Raw genomic sequence first — 5,491 nt, 5'->3', positions numbered from 1 at the left:
CGCTCTTCCGATCTGGCGCGGATCGAGGCGGCTGGAACGAGCCGGGGCCACGCTCGTCCGCCGTGCCGCCGGCGAACCCGGCGCCGGGCGGTTTTGGCCAGGGCTATGCCCAGCCCCAGGCGCCCTCGCGCGGCACCGGCTTTCTCGGCGGCGCGCTGCAGACCGCCGCGGGCGTGGCCGGCGGTATGGTACTGGGCAACATGCTCACCGGCCTGTTCCAGCATTCGCAGCCGCAGGAAATCGTCGAGATCATCAAGGAGCAGCCGGCCGCCGCGGACAGCGCACAGACCCAGGACTACGCCGCCAGCGACAGCGCCGACTACTCGGGCGGCAACGACTATCCGAGCGATGACGGCTACCAGGACGCGGGCCTGGACGACAGCGGTGGCGGCTTCTTCGATGACGACGACAGCTTCGTCTGAGCGCGACCAACGCACCGCAGGGCGGCGGCGAAGCGCGCATAATCGCGGTCCTTTGCCGCTGCCGTGGGTCATCCGTTGAAAAGAATCGCGCTGTTCGCCGATGTGCAGAACCTCTACTACACCGTGCGCCAGATCCACGGCTGCCACTTCGACTACACCGCGTTGTGGCGCGCGGTAGCCGGCCACGGCGAGATCGTCGAGGCCTACGCCTACGCCATCGAGCGTGGCGATCCCAAGCAGCAGCAGTTCCAGCAGATCCTGCGCAACCTGGGTTTCACGGTGATGCTCAAGCCGTTCATCCAGCGCAGCGACGGTTCGGCCAAGGGCGACTGGGACGTCGGCATCACCATCGACATGCTCGACGCCGCGCCGCGCGTCGACGAAGTGGTGCTGGCCTCCGGCGACGGCGATTTCGACCTGCTGCTCGAGCGCGTCGCCCGTGATGGCGTGACCACCCGCGTCTACGGCGTGCCCGGCCTCACCGCGCAATCGCTGATCCGTTCCGCCGGCCACTACCACCCGATCGAGGGGGAGCTGCTGCTGCGTCACTGAACGGGCGCCTGTATCGGTGCTCCACTCGGCTTCTGTATCTGTCGGCGCGCGTGGCGCTGACGCAGAATCGGCGGCCCTTCGCCGTGAGCTCCGAGCATGTCCGCGCCTCGTTTTCCCCTGCTGCTGGTCGGCGCCTTCGCCGCGCTCTACCTGGTCTGGGGCTCCACGTACCTGGTGATCCGCATCGGCGTCGAATCCTGGCCGCCGCTGCTGATGGCCGCGGTGCGCTTCCTCATCGCCGGCAGCCTGATGTTCGTCTGGCAGCGCTGGCGCGGCGCGCCGCTGCCGACGCGGCGCCAGTGGCTGGCGTCCGGGGCCGTGGGTTTTCTGCTGCTCAGTTGCGGCAACGGCGGCGTGACCCTGGCCGAGCACGGCGGCGTGGCGTCCGGCGTGGCGGCCCTGGCGGTGGCGACGATGCCGCTGTTCACCCTGGTATTCGGCCTGTTCTGGGGACATCGCAACACGCGCCTGGAATGGGCCGGGATCATCCTCGGGCTGGTCGGCATCGGCTTGCTCAACCTCGGTTCCAACCTCCAGGCCAGCCCGCTGGGCGCCGCCCTGGTGCTGTTCGCCGCCGCAGCGTGGGCGTTCGGCTCGGTATGGAGCAAGAGCCTCACGCAACCGGCCGGGCCGATGGCCAGCGCTGCGCAGATGCTGGTCGGCGGCGCGGTGCTGCTGGTTGGCAGCGTCGCCAGTGGCGAGCGCATGACCCAGGCGCCGACGCTGGCCGGCTGGGCGGCGCTGGCCTATCTGGTGCTGTTCGGCTCGATCGTCGCCTTCAGCGCCTACCTCTACCTGCTGAAGACCGTGCGTCCGGCGGCGGCCACCAGCTACGCCTACGTCAATCCGGTGGTCGCCGTGCTGCTGGGCATCGCCTTCGCTGGCGAACGCATCGGCCATGAGGAGTGGCTGGCGATGGGCCTGATCGTCGGCGCGGTGGTGCTGATCGGGCTGCCGCAGTGGCGGCGTGGGACGTAGTCGCCCATCGGAAATACTGACGGTGCGCGCGGCGCACCCTACGGCCCCTCTGGGGTTAAACTGCGCGCCTCGTTCCGTTTCCCGGTTTTTTTCATGACCTTCGCTTCCCTCGGCCTGATCGAACCCCTGCTGCGCACCCTCGAGGCCCTCGGCTACCAGACGCCCACGCCGGTGCAGTCCGAGGCGATTCCCGCCGTGCTCAAGGGCCGCGACCTGATGGCGGCCGCGCAGACCGGCACCGGCAAGACCGCCGGTTTCGCCCTGCCGCTGTTGCAGCGGCTGACCCTGGAAGGCCCGCAGGTGGCGCCCAACTCGATCCGCGCGCTGGTGCTGGTGCCGACCCGCGAGCTGGCCGAGCAGGTGCAGCAGAGTTTCCTCACCTACGGCGAGCACCTGCCGCTTTGCAGCTACGCGGTGTACGGCGGGGTCAGCATCAACCCGCAGATGATGAAGCTGCGCAAGGGCATCGACGTGCTGGTGGCGACCCCTGGGCGGTTGCTCGACCTGTACCGGCAGAACGCGGTGAAGTTCGCCCAGTTGCAGACGCTGATCCTCGACGAAGCCGACCGCATGCTCGACCTCGGCTTCTCCCGCGAGCTGGACGACCTGTTCGCCGCGCTGCCATCGAGACGTCAGACCCTGCTGTTCTCCGCGACCTTCTCCGAGGCGATCCGGCAGATGGCCGGCGAGCTGCTGCGCGATCCGCTGTCGATCGAGGTCAGCCCGCGCAACGCGGCGGCGAAGAGCGTGCGCCAATGGCTGGTCACGGTGGACAAGAAGCGCAAGTCCGAGCTCTTCCTGCACCTGCTGCGCAAGAACCGCTGGGGCCAGGTGCTGGTGTTCGCCAAGACCCGCAAGGGTGTCGACGAGCTGGAAGGCGAACTGCAGCGCAATGGCATCCGCGCCGACGCGATCCACGGCGACAAGCCGCAACCGACGCGTCTGCGCGCACTGCAACGGTTCAAGGACGGCGAGGTGCAGATCCTCGTCGCCACCGACGTCGCCGCACGCGGGCTGGACATCGACGACCTGCCGTTGGTGGTCAATTTCGATCTGCCGATCGTCGCCGAGGATTACGTGCATCGCATCGGCCGCACCGGGCGCGCCGGAGCGGCCGGCGAGGCGCTCTCGCTGGTCTGCGCCGACGAGGTGCAGCTGCTCGGGGCCATCGAAGTGCTGACCAAGCAGACCCTCAAACGCATCGAAGAAGCCGGTTTCGAGCCGGATCACCGGGTTCCGGCGACCGACGCCAGCGGCCAGGTGCTGAAGAAACCGAAGAAGCCCAAGCAGAAGAAGGACCCCGGCCCCGGCGGCAAGGTCCACCTCGGGCGCTGGTTCGACAACGACGAAAAGCCCGCCGCCAAGGCCGTGCGCAAGGCACCGGCCTTCGGCAAAGGCCCGGCGAAGGGCGCACCCAAGGGCGGCAAGCCGAAGAAGCCGTAACGCAGGCGTTCTCGGCACATCGCCGCCGTCAAGGTCGGCGCATCCGTAGGGTGGGTTAGGCGCACCGTGTGGGGCCGGGCAATCGCGGTGCTTCCGGGCCGTAACCCACCAAGCGAGCTATCGCCGACCACCGCCCGGTGGGTTACGCGGCGGTGAAGGTGGGGGTGGGGTCGATTCCTCTTCACATCGCCGCTAACCCACCCTACGGTCGGGCTTGGCGCATCCGTAGGGTGGGTTAGGCGCACCCTGTGGGGCCGGGCAATCGCGGTGCTTCCGCGCCGTAACCCACCAAGCGAGGTATCGCCAACCACCACCTGGTGGGTTACGCGGCGGTGGAGGTGGGTGGTGTGGTTGATTCCTTTGCATATCGCCGCTAACCCACCCTACGGTCGGGGGGGCGCATCTGTGGGGTGAGACGGTTGCGTTACCTCGATTGGGGTCGGATGACCCAAAGCGGTGCGCGGGTCGGTCGCAGCGCAAGGGTGGATCGCGCTGCCACGGGGCTTGCGGAGGGCTGGCGCAGATCGTGCATTTTTTCGCCGCACCTTCGTCCAGCGGCCGAGCGAGATCGCCAATGCCCCATAAATTCCTCAAGCACTGGAGCTGCGGCATCGCCCACCTGTTGTCGCTCGAACCCGGTCGTGCGCGCCTGCGCGGGTTGAGCCAGTGGCTGCGGCAGGTCTGCCCGGTGGATCACTTCGTGCTGTTCGTTTATGAGGGCAATCACCGGCCGCTGGCGCTGTTCGACACCTTTCCCGCCGACACCCGGCACATCTACGTCGAGGATTACCAGGCCGGCCCCTACCTGCTCGATCCCTTCTACCTGGCCTGCACGCGCAACCAGCCCGCCGGGCTGTGGCGGCTGCGGCAGCTGGCGCCGGACCACTTCTACCTCGGCGAGTACTACCTGACCTACTACCAGCAAACCGGCCAGACCGAGGAAATCGCCTTCTTCGTCGACCTCGACTGCGGCGCCAAGGCGGTGCTCTCGCTGATGCGCAGCGTGTCCAGCCCGGCCTATTCGCGCGACGAGATGCAGATCCTCGAATGCGCCCGGCCGGTGGTCGAACAGGTGGTCCGCGAAGCCTGGCAATTGCGTCGCGCCGAGCGGCCGCGCCCGGCGCAGGACCTGGACTACAGCGTCCACGAAGCCTTCGCCCGCTTCGGCGCCGGGGTGCTAACCGCGCGCGAGCAGGAGATCGTGCGTCTGCTGCTGCGCGGGCACTCCAGCGCGTCCATCGCCGAGCTGCTGGCGATCAGCCCCGGCACGGTGAAGATCCACCGCAAGAACCTCTACGCCCGCCTCGGCATCGGCAGCCAGTCGGAGCTGCTCGGCCTGTTCATCCGCGAGCTGACGCTGCCCGAGCGTGCGGCGGACCTGCGCGCCACCGGCTGATCGCCTCTATCCCCCGGGGGATATATACGCGGCGCGAAGCCGGTTGATAGCGTGAACCCTGCAATGCAACCGCAGGGGAAGAAGCGTGAGCGAGTACGGGCAGTCCTTCGATATCGAGTTCCACGGCGTGGTCAAGCGCTACGGCGGCGTCACCGCCGTCGATGGCCTTAACTTCCGTGTCGCGCGCGGCGCCTTCCACACCTTCCTCGGCGGCTCCGGCTGCGGCAAGACCACCACCCTGCGGATGATCGCCGGCTTCGAGCAGCCCAGCGAAGGTCAGGTGCTGCTGGCCGGCCGCGACGTGGTCGGCGTGCCGGCGTTCCAGCGCCCGGTGAACATGGTGTTCCAGCAATACGCGCTGTTCCCGCACCTGTCGGTGGCGGAGAACATCGCCTACGGCCTGCGCTACCGCACGCCGCGTCCTGATCGCGCGCAGCAGCGCCGCCTGGCCGACGAAGCGCTGGAGATGGTGCGCCTGTCCGGCTTCGGCGCGCGCAAGCCGCACGAACTGTCCGGCGGCCAGCAGCAGCGCGTGGCGCTGGCCCGCGCGCTGGTCAACAAGCCCACCGTGCTGCTCCTCGACGAACCCCTGGCGGCGCTCGACCGCAAGCTGCGCAAGGAGATGCAGTCCGAACTGCTGCGCCTGCAGCGCGAGGTCGGCATCACCTTCGTGCTGGTCACCCACGACCAGGAAGAAGCG

Annotated in this window: 6 protein-coding genes; all 6 read left to right on the top strand. The window is 68.5% G+C overall.

The genetic code is table 11. The features are described 5' to 3' along the window. A partial coding sequence (locus B2X67_RS13385; RefSeq protein ID WP_286785795.1) for a DUF2076 domain-containing protein occupies positions 1-422 on the top strand: 422 nt, incomplete at its 5' end. 75 nt (positions 423-497) lie between these two features. Next, a complete protein-coding gene (locus B2X67_RS13380; RefSeq protein ID WP_286785794.1) occupies positions 498-974 on the top strand; it encodes an NYN domain-containing protein in 477 nt (158 codons plus the stop codon). 96 nt (positions 975-1,070) lie between these two features. After that, on the top strand, positions 1,071-1,952 hold the full coding sequence (yedA, locus tag B2X67_RS13375; protein WP_286785793.1) for a drug/metabolite exporter YedA: 882 nt from the start codon (positions 1,071-1,073) through the stop codon (positions 1,950-1,952). A gap of 93 nt (positions 1,953-2,045) precedes the next feature. After that, on the top strand, positions 2,046-3,395 hold the full coding sequence (locus tag B2X67_RS13370; RefSeq protein ID WP_286785792.1) for a DEAD/DEAH box helicase: 1,350 nt from the start codon (positions 2,046-2,048) through the stop codon (positions 3,393-3,395). A gap of 574 nt (positions 3,396-3,969) precedes the next feature. After that, on the top strand, positions 3,970-4,791 hold the full coding sequence (locus tag B2X67_RS13365; RefSeq protein WP_282341834.1) for a helix-turn-helix transcriptional regulator: 822 nt from the start codon (positions 3,970-3,972) through the stop codon (positions 4,789-4,791). An 85-nt stretch (positions 4,792-4,876) separates the two neighbouring features. Then, positions 4,877-5,491 (top strand): ABC transporter ATP-binding protein (locus B2X67_RS13360; RefSeq protein ID WP_286785791.1); only part of this gene is annotated, 615 nt, incomplete at its 3' end.

Source organism: Pseudomonas sp. UBA3153, assembly GCF_002364635.1.
Classification (GTDB): Bacteria; Pseudomonadota; Gammaproteobacteria; order Pseudomonadales; family Pseudomonadaceae; genus Pseudomonas_O; species Pseudomonas_O kuykendallii.
This window is presented reverse-complemented; position numbering and strand designations above follow the sequence as displayed.

Bases quoted from the DNA above. Each gene is read 5' to 3' on its own strand.
- yedA (WP_286785793.1), top strand. From the start codon at position 1,071: ATGTCCGCGCCTCGTTTTCCCCTGCTGCTGGTCGGCGCCTTCGCCGCG.
- B2X67_RS13365 (WP_282341834.1), top strand. From the start codon at position 3,970: ATGCCCCATAAATTCCTCAAGCACTGGAGCTGCGGCATCGCCCACCTG.
- B2X67_RS13370 (WP_286785792.1), top strand. From the start codon at position 2,046: ATGACCTTCGCTTCCCTCGGCCTGATCGAACCCCTGCTGCGCACCCTC.